The organism is Phenylobacterium sp., from assembly GCF_030646615.1.
Classification (GTDB): Bacteria; Pseudomonadota; Alphaproteobacteria; order Caulobacterales; family Caulobacteraceae; genus Phenylobacterium.
On record NZ_JAUSLG010000103.1, the window covers coordinates 20,969 to 37,859 of the forward strand.

17 protein-coding genes are annotated in these 16,891 nt (G+C 67.6%); 9 read left to right on the plus strand and 8 right to left on the minus strand.

Going from position 1 to position 16,891, the window contains the following annotated elements; genetic code table 11:
• Positions 1-42 precede the first annotated feature (42 nt).
• Both Q7S93_RS18510 and ectB read right to left on the minus strand, forming a co-directional pair.
• Positions 43-435, minus strand: coding sequence for an ectoine synthase (locus Q7S93_RS18510; protein ID WP_304716253.1), 393 nt, complete (start codon positions 433-435; stop codon positions 43-45).
• Between the two features lie 12 nt (positions 436-447).
• A complete protein-coding gene (gene ectB, locus Q7S93_RS18515; RefSeq protein WP_304716255.1) occupies positions 448-2,385 on the minus strand; it encodes a diaminobutyrate--2-oxoglutarate transaminase in 1,938 nt (645 codons plus the stop codon).
• Between the two features lie 239 nt (positions 2,386-2,624).
• On the opposite strand from ectB, the gene Q7S93_RS18520 reads away from it, so the two are divergent.
• Entirely contained in the window at positions 2,625-3,095 is a 471-nt protein-coding gene (locus tag Q7S93_RS18520) for a MarR family winged helix-turn-helix transcriptional regulator (protein WP_304716256.1), read from the plus strand.
• Between the two features lie 149 nt (positions 3,096-3,244).
• Here Q7S93_RS18520 and Q7S93_RS18525 read toward each other — a convergent pair whose 3' ends face one another.
• Together Q7S93_RS18525 and Q7S93_RS18530 are read right to left on the minus strand one after the other, a co-directional pair.
• Positions 3,245-3,568, minus strand: a complete 324-nt coding sequence (locus Q7S93_RS18525) for a growth inhibitor PemK (protein ID WP_304716258.1) — start codon at positions 3,566-3,568, stop codon at positions 3,245-3,247.
• Positions 3,569-3,678: 110 nt separating this feature from the next.
• The gene (locus Q7S93_RS18530) at positions 3,679-3,942 is read right to left on the minus strand and encodes a type II toxin-antitoxin system prevent-host-death family antitoxin (protein ID WP_304716259.1); all 264 of its coding nucleotides are present in this window, start codon (positions 3,940-3,942) and stop codon (positions 3,679-3,681) included.
• A gap of 316 nt (positions 3,943-4,258) precedes the next feature.
• Here Q7S93_RS18530 and Q7S93_RS18535 point away from each other — a divergent pair, with 316 nt between their 5' ends.
• Positions 4,259-4,654 (plus strand): hypothetical protein, encoded by a 396-nt coding sequence (locus tag Q7S93_RS18535; protein ID WP_304716264.1) that lies wholly within the window; start codon positions 4,259-4,261, stop codon positions 4,652-4,654.
• Positions 4,655-4,700: 46 nt separating this feature from the next.
• Here the strand turns inward: Q7S93_RS18535 and fghA are convergent, their stop codons facing one another.
• Complete coding sequence (gene fghA / locus Q7S93_RS18540) at positions 4,701-5,543, minus strand: S-formylglutathione hydrolase (protein ID WP_304716267.1); 843 nt, start codon at positions 5,541-5,543, stop codon at positions 4,701-4,703.
• A gap of 8 nt (positions 5,544-5,551) precedes the next feature.
• Entirely contained in the window at positions 5,552-6,661 is a 1,110-nt protein-coding gene (locus Q7S93_RS18545) for an S-(hydroxymethyl)glutathione dehydrogenase/class III alcohol dehydrogenase (RefSeq protein WP_304716269.1), read from the minus strand.
• Between the two features lie 158 nt (positions 6,662-6,819).
• On the opposite strand from Q7S93_RS18545, the gene Q7S93_RS18550 reads away from it, so the two are divergent.
• Positions 6,820-8,220, plus strand: coding sequence for an NfeD family protein (locus Q7S93_RS18550; RefSeq protein ID WP_304716271.1), 1,401 nt, complete (start codon positions 6,820-6,822; stop codon positions 8,218-8,220).
• Positions 8,221-8,240: 20 nt separating this feature from the next.
• The gene (locus tag Q7S93_RS18555) at positions 8,241-9,002 is read left to right on the plus strand and encodes a slipin family protein (protein WP_304716273.1); all 762 of its coding nucleotides are present in this window, start codon (positions 8,241-8,243) and stop codon (positions 9,000-9,002) included.
• A gap of 4 nt (positions 9,003-9,006) precedes the next feature.
• On the opposite strand, the gene Q7S93_RS18560 is transcribed toward Q7S93_RS18555, so the two are convergent.
• A complete protein-coding gene (locus Q7S93_RS18560) occupies positions 9,007-10,221 on the minus strand; it encodes a CoA transferase (protein ID WP_304716277.1) in 1,215 nt (404 codons plus the stop codon).
• Between the two features lie 145 nt (positions 10,222-10,366).
• Between Q7S93_RS18560 and Q7S93_RS18565 the strand changes: the two genes are divergently transcribed.
• The 5 genes from Q7S93_RS18565 to Q7S93_RS18585 all read left to right on the plus strand — a co-directional run bounded on the left by Q7S93_RS18565 (position 10,367) and on the right by Q7S93_RS18585 (position 16,088).
• Positions 10,367-11,179 carry an HpcH/HpaI aldolase/citrate lyase family protein gene (locus Q7S93_RS18565; RefSeq protein WP_304716281.1) on the plus strand — a complete coding sequence of 271 codons (813 nt, stop codon included), beginning with the start codon at positions 10,367-10,369 and terminating at the stop codon, positions 11,177-11,179.
• Between the two features lie 4 nt (positions 11,180-11,183).
• Entirely contained in the window at positions 11,184-11,705 is a 522-nt protein-coding gene (locus Q7S93_RS18570) for a MaoC family dehydratase (RefSeq protein ID WP_304716282.1), read from the plus strand.
• Positions 11,706-11,738: 33 nt separating this feature from the next.
• Positions 11,739-13,628, plus strand: coding sequence for an alkyl/aryl-sulfatase (locus tag Q7S93_RS18575; protein ID WP_304716285.1), 1,890 nt, complete (start codon positions 11,739-11,741; stop codon positions 13,626-13,628).
• A 382-nt stretch (positions 13,629-14,010) separates the two neighbouring features.
• Entirely contained in the window at positions 14,011-15,411 is a 1,401-nt protein-coding gene (locus Q7S93_RS18580; RefSeq protein WP_304716286.1) for an alginate export family protein, read from the plus strand.
• A gap of 161 nt (positions 15,412-15,572) precedes the next feature.
• On the plus strand, positions 15,573-16,088 hold the full coding sequence (locus Q7S93_RS18585; RefSeq protein ID WP_304716287.1) for a DUF1993 domain-containing protein: 516 nt from the start codon (positions 15,573-15,575) through the stop codon (positions 16,086-16,088).
• An 80-nt stretch (positions 16,089-16,168) separates the two neighbouring features.
• Here the strand turns inward: Q7S93_RS18585 and Q7S93_RS18590 are convergent, their stop codons facing one another.
• Entirely contained in the window at positions 16,169-16,852 is a 684-nt protein-coding gene (locus Q7S93_RS18590) for a Fe2+-dependent dioxygenase (protein WP_304716288.1), read from the minus strand.
• Positions 16,853-16,891: the final 39 nt, after the last annotated feature.

Consider the following 16,891-nt stretch of genomic DNA (forward strand, 5'->3'; position numbering starts at 1 on the left):
GGGGGGTCCGGCGCCAGCCCCGACGGGACCGGCGCCGTGGCCTCAGACGGTTTCGGCTTCCAGGGGATAGGCGCCGGTGTCGTCGTGGACTTCCAGGCCGTTCAGGGGCGGATTGAAGACGCAGGCCATCTTCATCTCGCTCTTGGCCCGCAGGACATGCTTGTCGTGCTTGTCCAGGGCGTACATGACGCCAGGCTTGATGGGATGAACCTTGCCGGTGGCCAAGTCTTCGATCGAGCCCTCCCCGGAGACGCAGTAAACCGACTCCAGGTGGTTCTGGTAATGCATGGGCAGCTCGGCGCCTTCGTAGATGGTCGTCAGGTGGAAGGAGAAGCCCATCCTGTCGTCCTTCAGCAGGAGACGGGTGCTTTCCCAGTCCTTGGACACCACGCGGCGGCGGGTCTGATTGGCTTCATTCAGGTCGCGAACGATCATGGTTGAACTCCTTTAGGCGGCCGAACCGAGCGCCTGGCGCTCAGCCACTTCGGCCACACAGTCAGCAAGAATATCGAGGCCGGCGTCGAGGTCGGCGTCGGTGATGTTGAGGGGCGCCAGGACCTTGAGGATCTGGTCGTGGGCGCCGCTGGTTTCGATGATCAGACCCCGCTTGAAGGCCTCATCGACGACGGGATCGGAAACTTCGCCCGAACCCACGTCCAGGCCGCACATCATGCCGCGCCCTTTCACGCCCTTGACCACGCTGCGGTTCTGGAGGGCGATCTCCCGCAAACGCTTGCGGAGACGCTCGCCCTTCTTCTGGACCTCGGCGCCAAAGCTGTCGTCGGCCCAGAAGGTGTCGATGGCGGACTTGGCGGTGACGAAGGCGTGGCAGTTGCCGCGGAAGGTGCCGTTGTGCTCGCCGGGCTTCCACTGGTCGAATTCCGGCTTCACCAGCACCAGGGCCATGGGCAGGCCCATCCCCGAGAGGGACTTGGCCAGGGTGACGATGTCGGGCTTCAGGCCCATGCCTTCGAAGCTGAAGAAGCTGCCGGTGCGGCCGCAGCCGGCCTGGATGTCATCGACGATGAAGAGGGCGCCGTGTTTGTGGGCGATCTTCTCGACCTTGCGCAGCCAGTCGGCCGAGGCGACGTTCAGGCCGCCCTCGCCCTGGACCACCTCGACGATGATCGCGGCGGGCTTGTCGACGCCGCCCGACGGGTCGCTGAGCATCTGGTCGAGCTGGGCGGCCGTATCGACGCCGTCGCCGAAATAGCCGTCATAGGGCATGCGGGTCACGCCGCTGAGGGGCATGTGCGCGCCCGTGCGGTGGTGGCTGTTGCCGGTGGCGGCCAGGGCGCCCAGGGTCACCCCGTGGAAGCCGTTAGTGAAGGCGATCACATTGGTCCGGCCGGTCACCTTGCGGGCCAGCTTCATCGCCGCCTCGACGGCGTTGGCGCCGGTGGGGCCGGTGAACTGGGCGCGATAGTTCATGCCGCGGGGCTTGAGGATCTTGCCCTCAAGCGCCTCGAGGAACTCGGCCTTGGCGCGGGAGTGCATGTCCAGGCTGTGCACAACACCGTTGCTCTCGATGTAGTCCATCAGGGCGCGCTTCATCACCGGGTGGTTATGGCCATAGTTGAGCACCGAGCAGCCGGTCAGGAAGTCGATATAGCCCCGGCCCTCGCTGTCGTACTGCCACGCGCCCTCGGCCCGGTCGAAGACGGCGGGGAAGCTGCGTGAATAGGAGCGCACCTGCGATTCCATCCGCTCAAAAGTGGCGAAGGGGCGCGGCTCGCGGGTCTGGGTTTCGGCGTCATACATCTTGATTTCCCTTCCTTGGGGTCGGGTGAACGGGCGGGTTTGGGTCGCGGCTGGGCGCGGAATGGCGGCGAGGCCGCTGGGCGGATCGAACGGGCCGATGGTGACCAGGTGTTCGGTCTCGTGGCCGGTGGGGAAGTGCTCGTCCTTGAGGAACCACGGCGCATCGCTGAGCGGCGCCGACAGCTTCCGGGCGAGCCCCTTGAACAGGCCCCAGGAGGCCGCGTTGTCGGGGGTGATCGTCGTCTCGATCCGGCTCACCCCGTCACATGACGGGCGCTTGAGGATGTGGGCGATCATGCGCCCGGCCAGGCCGAGGCCGCGGGCCTCGGCGGCGACGGCGACCTGCCAGACGAAGAGCACGTCGCGGTCTCCCCGCGGTCGGTAGCCGGAAACCCAACCCACCAGGCGCCCGTCCCGCTTCACCGTCACGCAGGTGTCGGCGAAGTGGGTGCATTGCAGGAGGTTGCAATAGACGGAGTTCTGGTCGAGCGGCGGGCAGGTCGCAATCAGAGCGTGAACGGCGGGACCATCCGCAGCGTCTGGCGCCGCGAAGTCCAATTCGCCCCCCGAGCGCTCCGCGACGCCCGGCCCCCGGGTCATCGGCTGATAGCTCTTCATTTCCATGGCGGCTATTTGGTTCGTCAAACTAACTATGTCAACCCCAACTGCCCAGGGATTACGCATCTAAATGCGTCTGGTTCCGGGCATTCGCGGGAAAAACATACAGTTGACTGAGAATTCGCGCTTCCGATTCGTTTGAACTTCAAATCATTGCGATCTTGGGCGTTCGCGACGCTTGCGTCCCCCGGGCATCTGGAGGATCACATCGCTGCAAAGACTCAGCGAACCCTTGGGGACTCACGATGGAAGGTCGCGTCAGTGACGCCCTGGTGGCGATCCGCCGGATCGTGCGGGCCGCCGAATTCGCCTCCCGCGACCTGGCGCGCAGCACCGGGCTGACGCCGTCTCAACTGATTGTCCTGCAGATCGTGGCGCGCGAGGGCGAACCCGGCGCCGGCGCCATCGCCGAGGCGGCGCGGCTGAGCCAGGCCACCGTCACCGCGCTGCTGGACAAGCTGGAAGCTCGCGGCCTGCTGGTGCGTCGCCGCAGCAACGAGGACCGACGGCGGATCTCCATCGAGCTCACGCCGGATGGCCGCCGCACCCTGGCCGAGATGCCCGATGTCCTGCAGGACCGTTTCGCCGCCCGCTTCGACAAGCTGGCCGACTGGGAGCAGGCCTCGATCATCGCCGGCCTGGAACGGGTCGCCGCCCTGCTGAACGCCGAAGGCATCGACGCCTCGCCGGTCCTGGATGTGGGCGCTCTGGATTAGCGGGGCGGAGTCCGGCCACACTCCACTCCCGTCATTCTCGGCCCTGTGCCGAGAATCCCTATCGCCGCTTGCGCCCGCCCTCGACAGGGATGCTCCCCACCAGGGCCAGCATGACGGCGACGTGCGAAATGAAGAGCGCCCCGGGACTCCTACTCGGTCCGCTTGACCATGCCCGAGCGCCGGGCCTGCACTTGGGCCAAGAAGCGCGCCTTCACCTGGGCGAAGAGGCCGGGCGGCAACATGCCATAGGCGACCGACTCCGGGCCTTGGCCGGGCGTGGGCCGAAGATCTGGACCGGGCCAGATGAAGCTATTGCCCTCGCTCACCACGATCCATGACCGCGCGCTGTCGAGGCCCAGGCGCGCCTTGGTCGCGAGCGGTAATTCGACCGCGTCTTCGGGCTCACTGGGCGGCGTATGGGTGATCGGCAGGGCATAGACGACCTGGCCGCCCTCATCGTCCCCAATCGCCATAATGATAGCGCAAGGGCGATCCTTGACGCCTTCCTCCCGCCCGGCGGCGTGCTCGCGCCGCCACAGATAGGAATAGCGTATGACGAGGCCCGGCCGCGGCTGCGGCCAGCTCACGGCGCCCGTTCGTCAAGCTCGGCGTCGAGGTGTGCGAACTCAGGCGGGACCTCGGCCCGGGCGATGGCTTCCAACACCTCGTCCGGAAGATCGGCTGACTGGAAGACCTGGCGGTCACGCCGCTTCAGCCGTTCGTATTCGGCGGCCGACACCATCACCAGTCGGTCGCGGCCATGTTTGGTGATGGTAACCGGCTCAGCCAGCGCCCGATCAGCGAGCGTGCTGTAGTTTCTGATGAAGTCAGCGGATGAGACGCGCATGGCCGGTCTCCGATTATGCGAGTTATACATATAAGTCGTAAATCGCCCGGGCGCCAGTCGGGGCGGCCTCGAGGAGGCGCCAAGGCGGCCGCGCCTCTGCGCACCCCCCCCCCGTCATTCTCGGCCTTGTGCCGAGCATCCCTCTCGCCGCCAGCGCCCGCCCTCGACAGGGATGCTCGCCACAAGGTCGGGCATGACGCGGCGATGGTAGTTGACCGGCGTCCTCAACCGCAGCGCGGATCACAGACGCTCGCCAATGATTGTCCGAGGCTGGAAACGAACGCATCCTACCGAGCGAACCATAGGGGGGGGCAGGATGCGCGCGCCAGATTTTGATCGTGATGGTTGGTCACTTGACGATGGAGAACAGCGCCACGCTGCTGCGCCAGATCGCTTCGAGATCCCGCCGCTCTGGGTCCGCGAGGCGTTGGAGCCGGGTGATTTCGCGAAGCTGATCTTCAAGATCGCAGTTGATGGCGAAGAAGACCAGGCAGCCTTCGAACGCATGTGGGTCGTGGTGACTGGCAGAACGCGGGATGGTTACATTGGCGTCCTGAACAACGAGCCGTCATCAATATCTGAAAACGACGCCTTCTGGCTCGGGAGCGAACTGCCTTTTTGGCCGCGGCACGTTATCGACGTAGCCGAAGCTAACGACGCCAGCATGGCGGTTGCAAATGTCCCTCCCAAGATTCCGTGGACGCCCAACTAGGGTCGTACATGAGTCAGCCGCAGTTCAATCAAGCGACTCTTGCCCCTCAGCCCCTGAGCCGCTCAGCGTGAAAGGCTACGTGGTCGGCGATGAAGCTGGCCATGAAGAAGTAGGAGTGGTCGTAGCCGTCCTGGCGGCGCAGGGTCAGTTTCTGGCCGGCGACGGCGCAGGCGGCCTCCAGCAGTTCGGGCTTGAGCTGTTCGGCCAGGAAATTGTCGGCAAGGCCCTGGTCCACCAGGATGTCGTCAAACCGCCCCTGGGCCGCGCCGGCCTCGATCAGCCGGGCCGCGTCGTGCTGCGCCCAGGCGGCGCGGTCCTCGCCCAGATAGGCGGAGAACGCCTTCTCCCCCCAGGGGCAGCGGGTGGGCGAGCAGATCGGGGCGAAGGCCGAGACCGAGCGGAAGATGTCGGGATGGCGCAGGGCGAGCGTCAGGGCGCCATGGCCGCCCATGGAGTGGCCGGAAACGCCGATCTTCGCCCGCGCGATGGGAAACTCCGCGACCACCATCTCCAGCAGTTCCCCGGTGACATAGGTCTCCATCTGGAAGTGCGGCGTCCAGGGCGCCTGCGTGGCGTCCACATAGAAGCCCGCCCCCTGGCCGAGATCATAGGCCGGATCGTCGGCCACGCCGTCGCCTCGGGGGCTGGTGTCGGGCGCCAGTATGGCCAGGCCATGGGCGGCGGCCGGGCCATAGGCGCCGGCCTTGGTGGTGAAGTTGTCCTCCGTGCAGGTCAGGCCGGACAGCCAGACCAGCAGCGGAAACGGCCCGTCCCCGTCCGGCAGGAAGAGCGAGAAGCGCATGGGCGTGCCGGTGACCGCGCTCTGGTGGCGGACATAACGCAGGGTCCCGCCATGGACCCGATGCTGCTGGAGAACCTCGATGCTCATCGGCCGCCTCAGAAGACCACGACGCTGCGGATGCTCTCGCCCGCATGCATCAGGTCGAAGGCCTTATTGATGTCTTCGAGCGGCATGGTGTGGGTGATCATCGGGTCGATCTCGATCTTCCCGTTCATGTACCAGTCCACGATGGTCGGTACGTCGGTGCGCCCGCGGGCGCCGCCAAAGGCCGTGCCCTTCCAGACCCGGCCGGTGACCAGCTGGAAGGGTCGGGTGGCGATCTCCTTGCCGGCCTCGGCCACCCCGATGATGATGCTCTCGCCCCAGCCGCGGTGACAGGCCTCCAGGGCCTGGCGCATGACCTGGACATTGCCGGTGCAGTCGAAGGTGTAGTCGGCGCCGCCGCCAGTCATCTCCACCAGATGGGCGACCACGTCGCCGGAAATCTCCTTGGGATTGACGAAGTGGGTCATGCCGAACCGGCGGCCCCACGCCTCGCGGTCGGGGTTGATGTCGACGCCGATGATCATTGAAGCCCCGACCATCCGCAGACCCTGCAGGACGTTGAGCCCGATACCGCCCAGGCCGAAGACCACGGCGTTGGCGCCCGGCTCCACCTTGGCGGTGTTGGTCACCGCGCCCACGCCTGTGGTGACGCCGCAGCCTATGTAGCAGGCCTTGTCGAAGGGGGCGTCGGACCGGATCTTAGCCAGCGCGATCTCTGGCAGGACCGTGAAGTTCGAGAAGGTCGAGCAGCCCATATAGTGGTGGACCATCTGGCCCTTGTAGGAGAACCGGCTGGTCCCGTCGGGCATGACGCCCTTGCCTTGCGTGCTGCGGATCGCCGTGCAGAGGTTGGTCTTGCGCGACAGGCAGCTTTTGCACTGGCGGCACTCGGGGGTGTAGAGCGGGATCACGTGATCGCCGGGCTTCAGGCTGGTGACGCCGGCGCCCACCTCGACCACCACGCCGGCGCCTTCGTGCCCCAGGATCGAGGGAAAGACCCCTTCGGAATCCAGGCCGTCCAGGGTGTAAGCGTCAGTGTGGCAGATGCCCGTGGCCTTGATCTCCACCAGGACCTCACCGGCCTTGGGCCCCTCCAGATCCAGTTCGACGATCTCCAGCGGCTTCTTGGCTTCGAAGGCGCCGGCGGCGCGGGTCTTCATGGCGGGGCTCCCTGAAATGGACGGTCCCTGGTGGCGCCTTGGGCCCGCCGGATCAAGCGTGAGCGGCGAGAAGTCGACGCCCAGGGGTTCATCGGTGCTATGCTGCCTTCCACCATGGCGGGTGGAGCCTGAGCCCGCGAACGCCGAGGGAGAGTGGCATGTCCGGCCTAGCGCCGAACAGGACCGGCTGGAAACAGGTGGCGGGGCTCATTCTGGCGGGCCTGGCCATGGCCCTGGCCGGCGTCGGATTCACCACCGCCCAGACCCCGAGCGCCCCAGCGACGCCGACGCCCCTTGTCCTGATCTTCGACCTCGACGGCGCGGTCGGCCCAGCCAGCGTAGAATATCTGCAGCAGGGCCTGGCTACGGCGGCCGAGCGCCAGGCGAGCCTCGCGGTCATCCGAATGGACACCCCCGGCGGGCTGGATTCCGCCACCCGGGAGATCATCGCCGACATCCTCGCCTCGCCGGTTCCGGTCGCCGTTTTCGTGACTCCGGCCGGGGCCCGGGCCGCCAGCGCCGGAACCTATATCCTCTATGCCAGCCATCTGGCGGCCATGTCGTCGGGCGCCCACCTGGGGGCGGCGACGCCCGTGCAGATGGGCGGGTCCAATCCTCTCGCGCCATCCGAACCCGAAGGCGAAGGCGGCGAGACGGCCAAGGCGCCCATGGGCGACGCCATGACCGCCAAGGTGACCAACGACTCGGCGGCCTATATGCGGTCGCTCGCCGAACTGCACGGGCGCAACGCCGAATGGGGCGAGCGGGCCGTGCGCGAGGCCGCCACCCTGACCGCCGCCGAAGCCCTGGACCAGGGCGTGATCGAGTTGCTCAGCCGCGACCTGGAGGATCTCCTGACCCGGGCGGACGGCCGGACGGTGATGCTGAACGGCGAGCCGCAGATGCTGCAGACCGCCGGCGCCCAGGTGGAGACCCTGGCGCCCGACTGGCGGGTCCAGGCGCTGGCCGTCATCACCAATCCCAATATCGCCTACATCCTGTTGATGATCGGGATCTACGGCCTGATCTTCGAGTTCATGTCGCCGGGCGCCGTCGGCCCCGGGGCCGTGGGCGCGGTCTGCCTTCTGATCGGTCTCTTCGCGCTCAACATGCTACCGGTGAACTATGCCGGCGGCGCGCTGATGCTGCTGGGGATCGGCCTGCTGGTGGCCGAGGCTTTCGCACCCGGCTTTGGCCTGTTCGGCGCGGCCGGGGCCGTGGCCCTGGCGCTGGGCTCGGTGCTGCTGTTTCGGGAGACGCCGGGCTTCAAGCTGTCGCCCTATGTCATCCTGGCCACCGTCGCGGTCAGCCTGGCCTTCGTCGGGATCGCCCTGCGCGCCGCCGTGCGCGCAGCCAGGGGCGGGGTGACCACCGGCGCGGCGGCCTTGCTGCGGACCACCGGCGTCGTCAAGAGCTGGGCCGATGGCGAAGGCTATGTCCACGCCCAGGGTGAGGACTGGCACGCCCGCTCCACAGCCCCCCTCGTTCCCGGCCAGGCCGTGCGCATCGCCGCCCGCGATGGCCTCACCCTCACCGTCGAGCCCGAAAACCCCGCCTGAGGCGGAGAAGGATCAATCCCATGTTCGATATCGCCTCCTATGGCGCCCTAGCGATCTTCATCATCATCATCCTGCTTCAGGCGGTGAAGGTGATGCGGGAATATGAGCGCGCCGTCGTCTTCACCCTCGGCCGCTTCACCGGCGTCAAGGGGCCGGGCCTGATCCTGCTGATCCCCATCGTCCAGCAGATGGTCAAGGTGGACCTGCGCACCATCGTGCTGGATGTGCCGAGCCAGGACCTGATCAGCCGCGACAACGTCTCGGTGAAGGTGTCGGCGGTGATCTATTTCCGCGTCATCGACGCCGACCGCGCTGTGATCCAGGTGGAAAACTACATGGACGCCACCAGCCAGCTGGCCCAGACCACCCTGCGCTCTGTGCTCGGCAAGCACGACCTGGACGACATGCTGGCCGAGCGGGACAAGCTGAACCAGGACATCCGCGCCATCCTTGACAGCCAGACCGAGGAATGGGGCATCAAGGTCGCCAATGTGGAGATCAAGCACGTCGATATCGACGAGAGCATGATCCGCGCCATCGCCCGCCAGGCCGAGGCCGAACGGAACCGCCGCGCCCGCGTCATCAATGCCGAGGGTGAAAAGCAGGCCGCCCACGCCGTGTTGGAGGCCGCCCAGACCCTGGCCACCATCCCCGAGGCCATGCAGCTGCGCTATCTCAACACGCTCTCGGACATCGGGGCGGACAAGAACACCACCATCGTCTTCCCCATGCCCATGGAGATCGGCACGGCGCTCGCCAACATGGCCAAGCCGAAGGCCTGAGCCTTCAGGCGCAGGCGACGATCCCCGCATCGTGCAGCCGGGCGATCTCGCCGCTGTCCAGGCGCAGCAGTTCGGCCAGCACTTCCTCGGTGTGCTGGCCGAGCCGCGCGGCCGGGCGGGCGGGGCCGCGCGCATCCTGCGGCAGGGTGGCCGCATAGCCCGGGACGGGATAGGTCGCGCCGCTGGGCTGGGTGAGATCCGAGAAGATCGGGTTGTCCTTGAAGAGGCGCGGATCGTCCAGGGCCTGGCTCAAGGTCTGGTAAGGCCCCCAGCAGACGCCCAGCTCATCGAACCGCGGCAGGAGGGCCGCGCTGTCGGCGCGGGCGAAGCCGGCCTCGAAGATCGGCGTCAGGGCGTCGATATGGGCGAAGCGGACGCCCTCGTCCTTGCGGAAGTCGACGCCGCGGGCGGCCTCCACCGCGGCCACCGCCTCGCCCACCCCCAGCACCTCGATCAGGCCGGTCCATTGGCGCGGCGTGATGGCCACCACCATCAGCCGCTGGCCGTCGCGGGTGACGAAGTCCCGGCCAAAGGCGCCGAACAGGGTGTTGCCCTGGCGCGGCCGCTCGCCTTCGCCCGCCAGGATTTCGGCGGTCATGCCCATATTGGCCAGGGCCGAGGCGGCCACATCCGACAGCGGAATGCGGATCTCCCGCCCCCGTCCCGTGCGATAGCGATCCAGCAGGGCGGCGGTCAGATTGAAGGCCGCAAAGGCGCCGGTCAGCAGGTCCCAGGCCGGCAGGACGTGGTTCACCGGCCGCGGATCATCAGGATGGCCGGTCATCAGCGGCACGCCCACGGCGCTGTTGATCGTGTAGTCGACGCCTGGCCCGCCATCGGCCCAGCCCATGACCCGGACGCAGATCACATCGTCCCGCAGGGCCTTCAGCTTGTCGTAGGCCAGGAAGCCCTCGACCGGGAAGTTGGTGACGAACAGGCCTGCATCCTCGCCGGGCGCGGCGGCCAGGCGCTGGGCCAGTTCCCGCCCTTCCGGCCGGGAGAGGTCGAGGGCCACAGACTTCTTGCCCTTGTTCAGCCCCTCCCAATAGAGGCTCGATCCATTGGCGGCGAGCGGCCAGCGGCGGAAGTCGGGACCGCCGCCGATATTGTCGAACCGGATCACCTGGGCGCCCAGCTGCGCCAGATAGAGGCCGCAGGTCGGGCCGGCGATGAAGGCCGCCCCCTCGACCACGGTGAGGCCCTTGAGCAGGTCGTACATGGCGGCGTCTCCTGTCGCAGTCTGGCTTGGGTGGGCCCTTGGCCATAGCATGTGGCCCGGTTGACGCTGGGGGCGCCCTGGCCCATCGCGCCCGGTCAGTGTCATATCCTGCGCCGACGACTCGCAAAGCCCGTCCGGAGGATGCTTGGCCCAGTTCCGCTCGCTCCTGTTCACCCCGGCCAGCCGGCCCGACCGCTTCGAGCGCGCCCTGGCCAGCGGCGCCGACGCCATCTGCCTGGACCTGGAGGACGCCGTCGCGCCGCCGGACAAGGCCCGCGCCCGGACCGCGGCGATCGACTACCTGGCGCGCCGCCCGGCCGGTGAGGTCAAGGTCGGGCTGCGCCTCAATAGCCGCGCCACCCCCTGGTTCGACGAGGACCTGAAGGCCGCCGCCCACGCCCGGGCCGACTTCTTCATGATCCCCAAGGCGTCCGGCGCCCAGGAGTTCGCCATGCTGCAGCGGGCGCTCGGCGAGGCCCGCCCCTTCTGGCCCCTGGTGGAGACGCCGGAGGGTCTGATGCGCGCCTGGGAGATCGCCGCGGCCCCGGCCGTCGGCGGGGTGCTGTTCGGCGCCTTCGACTACAGCGCCGAGGTGGGCTGCGAGATGAGCTGGGAGCCGCTGCTGTTCGCCCGCAGCCAGATCGCCGCGGCCTGCGCCCGGGCCGGCGTCGAGGCCCTGGACGCTCCGCCGGCGGCCGTGGACGACGAAGAAGAGCTTTTGGCCGAGACCGACCGCGCCCGGCGCCTGGGCTTCACCGGCCGGGCCTGCATCCATCCCAGCCAGGTCCCGCCCGTCAACGCCGCCTATACGCCCAGCGCCGAGGAACTGGCCAAGGCCCAGGCGGTGGTCGCAGCCTTTGACGCCGCCGCTGGGGGACCGGCCCTGCTGGACGGAAAACTGATCGAACTGCCCGTGGCCCGCGCCGCGCGGCGGATCCTGGAACGGGCGAGAGGATAAGCCGATGAAGACCGTCAAGGAGATCGCGCCGGGGCGCTACCGGGAGACCTTCGGCCGCTACTATGAGGACTTCGTGGTCGGCGACATCTATGAGCACCGGCCGGGCAAGACGGTGACCGAGGCCGACAATCACCTCTTCACCCTGCTGACGCTCAACACCCATCCGCTGCACTTCGACGCCGAGTACGGCAAGCAGACGGAGTTTGGTCGAAACCTCGTGGTCTCGACCTACACGCTGGCCCTGCTGATCGGCATGAGCGTCAGCGACTGCTCCCAGAAGGCCATCGCCAATCTCGGCATGGACGAGGTGAAGTTCCCCGCCCCGGTCTTCGCCGGCGACACCCTCTATGGGGAGAGCGAGGTGCTGGCCAAGCGCGAGAGCAAGTCGCGGCCGGGACAGGGGATCGTCACCATCCGCACCCTGGGCAAGAACCAGGACGGCAAGATCATCGCCACGTTCCGGCGCGACATGCTGATCCCCGGCCGGGGCCAGGCCGTCGAGGACAAGCCGGGCAGCCACTACTAGGCCGACAACAAGAAAAGACGAGGGGGAGACGCCATGACCGCACCCAAGGACGCCACCGACGCCACCCTGCGCGCCCATGCGGCGCTCAAGGGGCGACTGCCGGCCGAGGACGGCCAGGACTTCGCCGACGCCCGGCGAGGCTTTATCGACACCATTCCCGACGCGCGCATCGAGAACGCCACCGGCGGCGTGGTCTGGAACATGGGCGCCTTCGCCTTCGAAGCGGCCGAGACGCCGCCGCCCACGGTCAATCCCAGCCTGTGGCGCCAGGCCCGGCTGAACGCCCTGCATGGCCTGTTCGAGGTGACGCCCGGCGTCTACCAGGTGCGCGGCTTCGACCTGTCGAACATCACCTTCATCGAGGGCGAGCGGGGTTACCTCGTCATCGATCCGCTGATCTCCGCCGAGCCGGCGGCCGCCGCCCTGGCGTTGATGCGCAAACACCGCGGCGACAAGCCGGTGACCGGCGTCATCTACACCCACAGCCATGTGGACCATTATGGCGGGGTGCGCGGGGTGATCTCCGACGCCGACATCGAAGCCGGCATGCGGATCATCGCGCCGGAGGGCTTCCTGGAGGAGGCGGTCAGCGAGAACGTCCTGGCCGGCAACGCCATGGGCCGCCGGGCCACCTACATGTACGGAGCCCTCCTGCCCCGCGACGCCCGCGGCCATGTGGACTCCGGCCTCGGCAAGACCACCTCCATGGGTTCGGTCAGCCTGATCCCACCCACTGAGAGCATCAGCGTGACGGGGACCAAGCTCACGGTCGACGGGATCGAGATCGAGTTCCAGGTGACGCCCGACACCGAGGCGCCGGCTGAGATGAACTTCTTCTTCCCGCAGTTCGGCGCGCTCTGCATGGCGGAGAACTGCTCCTGCCACCTGCACAACATCTATACGCCACGCGGCGCCCAGGTGCGCGACGCCAAGCGCTGGGCCTATTATATCGACGAGGCCGCCGACCTGTTCGGCAACCGCACCGAGGTGCTGTTCGCCAGTCACCACTGGCCCCGCTGGGGCCAGGATCGGGCGCGCAAGTTCCTGAAGAAGCAGCGCGACCTCTACAAGTTCATCCACGACCAGACCCTGCGGATGGCCAACCATGGGATGACGCCGCTGGAGATCGGCGAGGTCCTGAAACTGCCGCCCAGCCTGGAGGCCGAGTGGTACACCCGCGGCTATTACGGGACGCTCAACCACAACGCCAAGGCGGTCTATCAGCGGTATCTGGGCTGGTTCGACGGCAACCCCGCCCACCTGCATCCCCATCCGCCGGTGGAGGCGGGCAAGCGCTATGTGGACCTGGCGGGCGGGCCTGAACCCCTGCTGGCCAAGGCCCGCGAGGCCTTCGCGGCCGGCGACTACCGCTGGACCGCCGAGCTGGTGAACCACCTGGTCTTCGCCGATCCCGCCAACGCGGCGGCCCGCGAGCTGCAGGCCGACGCCCTGGAACAGATGGGCTATCAGGCCGAGTCCGGCCCCTGGCGGGCCTTCTATCTCACCGGCGCCCAGGAGCTGCGCCATCCGCGGCCGCCCTCCCCCACCCCGCGCCAGGGCGCCGCCGGCCAGATCCGCAACCTGCCGGTCGAGCAGTTGCTGGACTCCCTGTCGGTGCGGCTCAACGGCGAGGCCGCGGGATCGCTGGAACTCGCCCTCGACCTCACCTTCACCGACACCCAGGAGCGCTTCGGGCTGAGCGTCGAAAACGCCGTGCTGCACCACGCCCGCGACCGCACTGCAGACGGCGCCATCCCCATCCGCCTCAGCCGACCGACCCTGGTGGCCCTGGTGCTGGGGGAGTTGGAACTTGAGGCCGCGCTCGCCGATGGCGCGGTCGAAACCGCCCAGCCCGAGCGCCTGGCCGCCCTCCTGGCCTGCCTCGACCGCTTCGACTTCTGGTTCGAGATCGTCATGCCCTGAGCACGCCGGTGAGGCTCGGGAGTGATAGACCTGACTTGGGCTATATTCCTATTAAACCTCTGGGTATAATGGATTACGGTTGGGGAGGAAGAGGAGGACACGCCACAGGCTGGATTTGTACCGCCCCACTGACGAATTGCGCCTGGCCTTGGCAGGGCGCACGCGGCGGATCGTCGCGTGGCGCCCCGGATATCAGCGGTCAAATCGCCGCCTCTGACGTAACTCAACCCCTTGTTCTGCAAGATATTTTCGACAGATCGCCCTCTCAGGCGTGGCTCCCAGCCTAAAGTCAAGCTTAAGCCTCAGGCAAGGTTTCCAGCCTACCTCGCTCCTTGCGGAACGACACCGAACGTCGTTGTCCGAACAGAGAGAATTCTGAACCATGACGCTGAAGACCTCGCGCGCCCTGGGCGCATCCCTGATCGTGCTGGCGGGCGCTATCGCCGCCAGTCCGGCCGCCGCCCAGGCTGCGCCCTGGACCCTTCACGAGGCGATCGGCGCGCCCGATAACCTCAAGCTCTCCGGCACAGTGCGGGCGCGCTATGAATCCCTTGAGGGGCAGTACCGCCCCGCCTATGGGGACGGCTCGGACCAGGGCCTGGTCCTTCGCTCCAACCTGTTCGCAGAACTCGACTTGGCGCCGATCCGCATCGGCGGCGAGATCATCGACGCCCGCGTCTATCTGAACGATGACGGCTCGCCGACCGGCACAGGCGACGTAAACGCCCTGGAGCTGATCCAGGCCTATGTGGCCGTGGACGCCAACGACCTGTTCCTGACCGGCTCCGAAGCTTCGGCCATGGCCGGGCGCTTCACCATGGACCTCGGCTCCCGTCGCCTGGTGGGGCGCTCGTCCTATGGCAACGCCACCAACGCCTTCGCCGGCCTCCGCGCCGACTGGAGCGCCGACGCCGCCGGCGATGTCACCCTCTTCTACACCTACCCCCTGCAGAAGCGCCCCAGCGACCGGGCCAGCATCCTGGACAACGAAATCGTTAGCGACCGCCAGAATGACGACCTCGTCTTCTGGGGCGGCATCTACACCACGCCCAAGTTCGCCGGCGGGAGCAAGCTGGAGGCCTTTGTCTTCCGCCTGGAAGAAGAAGACTCCCCCCGGGTCGCCACCCGCAATCGCCGCCTGACGATCGTGGGCGGACGTTTCTTCCGGAACCCGGCCGCCGGCCAATGGGACTATGAGATGGAAGGCGGCTGGCAGACCGGCGAAGCCCGCAACTCCACCAGCGCCGCCGACCGTCGCGACCTGGATGTGGACGCCCAGTATCTGCACCTGGAAGTGGGCAAGACCTTCAAGGCCGCCTGGTCGCCCCGCGTGTCGTTCGAATACGACTTCGCCAGCGGCGACGAGAGCGCCACCGATGGGAACTATAATCGTTTCGATGGCCTGTTTGGTCCCCGCCGTCCGGACTTCGGCCCGCCCGGCGCCTACGGCCCGCTCGGCCGCTCCAACCTCAACTCGCCGGGCGTCCGCCTGGAGGTCGCCCCCAACAAGCGCTGGGACGCCATGGCCTTCTATCGCGGCCTGTGGCTGGACGAGGCCGGCGACTCCTTCGCCAGCACCGGCGTGCGCGACGCCACCGGTCGTTCGGGGGACTTCGCTGGCCATCAGCTCGAGGCGCGCGCCCGCTACTGGATCGTGCCCAAGGCCACGCGCCTGGAGTTCGGCGTGGCCAAGCTGTTCAACGGCGAGTTCCTTGAGGACGCGCCCAACGCCACCGGCGCCGAAACCCTGTTCGGCTATGTGGAGCTGAGCCAGACCTTCTAGAGCGCGTCCCCTACCCCACGCCTCTGATGGGCGGGGTCGGCGATTCTGCGGAATCGGTCGACCCCGCCATTTCCTTATGCGGCGCCTATTACGGCTCCGCCGCTGGCGCGCCAGCCCCGGCCTCCCCATCTGCCAACAAGCCTGACCATTTGGAGAGACCCGTGCCCCTGACCCTCTATGACGCCTCGATCCCGGTCTATGTGCAGATGCTGCGCAACCTCGCCGCCCTGCTGGACAAGGCCGAGGCCCACGCCAAGGCCACGGGCCTGCCGCTTTCGGAACTGACTGAGGCGCGGCTCGCGCCTGACATGCATTCCCTGGTCGGCCAGATCCAGCTGGCCAGCGATGCGGCCAAGGGCGGCGCGGCCCGGCTGGCCGGCGTCACCCCGCCCAACATGCCCGACACCGAGACGACCTATGAGGATCTGAAGGCCCGCATCGCCAAGACCCTGGCCTTTGTCGAGAGCATCACCCCTGACCAGATCAGCGATGATTTGGAACGCACCATCGAACTGCCCCTGCCCAAGGGGGCCATGAGCTTCACGGCCAAGGACTTCGTATTCACCTACGCCCTGCCCAACTTCATGTTCCATGTGACCACGGCCTACGCCCTGCTGCGCCACAAGGGCGCGCCGATCGGCAAGCTGGACTTCCTGGCCGGCGCCCGCCGCGGCTGATCAGGGCGGGCTTGGGGCGGCCCCCCAGAGCGCGTTCCGATAGGGGGGAACCGGTTATCGGGTGAAACGCGCTCAAGACTCTAAAGGTCGCCCCACATCCGCAGCAGGTTATGGTAGGCGCCGGTGAGCGAGACCAGCTCCGGCGCGCCCGCCCCCACCTTGCCGGCCAGTTGCTGGATGGCGATGTCCATCTGGAACAGCAGGCTGCGCTGGGCGTCCTCCCGGACCATGCTCTGGATCCAGAAGAAGCTGGAGACCCGGGCGCCCCGGGTCACCGGGCTCACCTGGTGCAGGCTTGAGGCCGGATAGAGGATCATGTCCCCGGCCGGCAGCTTCACCTCATGGACGCCATAGGTGTCCTCCACCAGCAGCTCGCCGCCGTCATAGTCCTCGGGCTCGGTCAGGAAGAGGGTGGCCGACAGGTCGCTGCGAATGCGGATCGAGCCATCCCGGCTCTGCCGCACGGCGTTGTCCACGTGCAGGCCAAAGGTCTGGCCGCCGCCATAGCGGTTGAACAGCGGGGGAAACACTGTCTGCGGCAGGGCGGCGGTGACGAACAGGGGATTGCGCGACAGGGCGTCGAGGATCCGCTCACCCGCCGCCCTGGCCTCCGGCGAGGCCTCCGGCAACTGTTCATTGCGCTTGGCCAGGGCCGATTGCGTGCCTGAGGTGACATTTCCGTCGACCCAGGCGGCGGCGTCGATCAGGCGCCGCAGGTCGGCGACCTCGGCCTTGGTCAGCACCTCGGGAATATGCAGCATCATGGCGAAGAGTCCTCGTCCGCCTTCTTAAGCTGAACAGGC